The 762-nt window shown below is 32.4% G+C and carries 1 protein-coding gene; it reads right to left on the bottom strand.

The window, feature by feature from the left end:
• Window positions 1-762 (bottom strand): tyrosine-type recombinase/integrase (locus G7Y56_RS18440; RefSeq protein ID WP_165045928.1); only part of this gene is annotated, 762 nt, incomplete at both ends.

The raw sequence follows: 762 nt of genomic DNA, 5'->3' as shown, positions 1-762 counted from the left end.
ATTGTAGACCTCTAACATCTGAATACTTCTGTGTCTGCTATACTTCGATACAGTCAGTAGTTCGCCTTTATATGATTTTATCAATTTAGTTATAAAAAAATGACGGAAGCCATGGGTGCTTCCGTCAATATCTAATTCATTTAAAACTTTTTTTATTATCTCTCGTATGGATTTTGTCGTTAACCGACTACCCGAAGAGAAATTACTTTCACTTCGGAATAATGCACCGTTTCGCATTCGGTATGTATGTAGATACTCTTTTAGTACTTTTACGGTTGAGGGGTGCAAATGAATACGTTCTTTATCATTCTGCCCTTTACCTATTATATACGCTGTTTTATCTTTTAAATTAATATCGGTTACATCTAAGCGTGTAATTTCAACTTGCCGTAAACCTTGAAATATAAGTAATGACAAAATAGATTTTAACCGCAGGTTCTTTAATGTTAATTCTAATGCAGAACAATAAACTACAATCTTAGAAATATCCTCATCACAAAGACCGTCTTTCTTATGCAGCTTACTTTGTTTGAATCCTCTGACTTTTGTATTAATCTGAAAAGGCAGTCTTTGTAAGTTGTTCAGACCGTCAATGAAAATCTTAGCGGATATTAAATACTTATTCTTTGTGGAAACACTTAACGTGTCGATAGAACTTAAATAACGCTTATATTCTAAATACGTATTGAAGTTTATTCCGTGCAATTTTACAAAATGAATGAAGTGCTTTATTCTGGATAAGTATTCTTTACGAGTGTTTTC

Origin of the sequence: Dysgonomonas sp. ZJ709, from assembly GCF_011039195.1 — a bacterium.
Lineage (GTDB): Bacteria > Bacteroidota > Bacteroidia > Bacteroidales > Dysgonomonadaceae > Dysgonomonas.
Note: the sequence above shows the minus strand (reverse complement) of the source record. Positions and strands in the feature narration are given on the sequence as shown.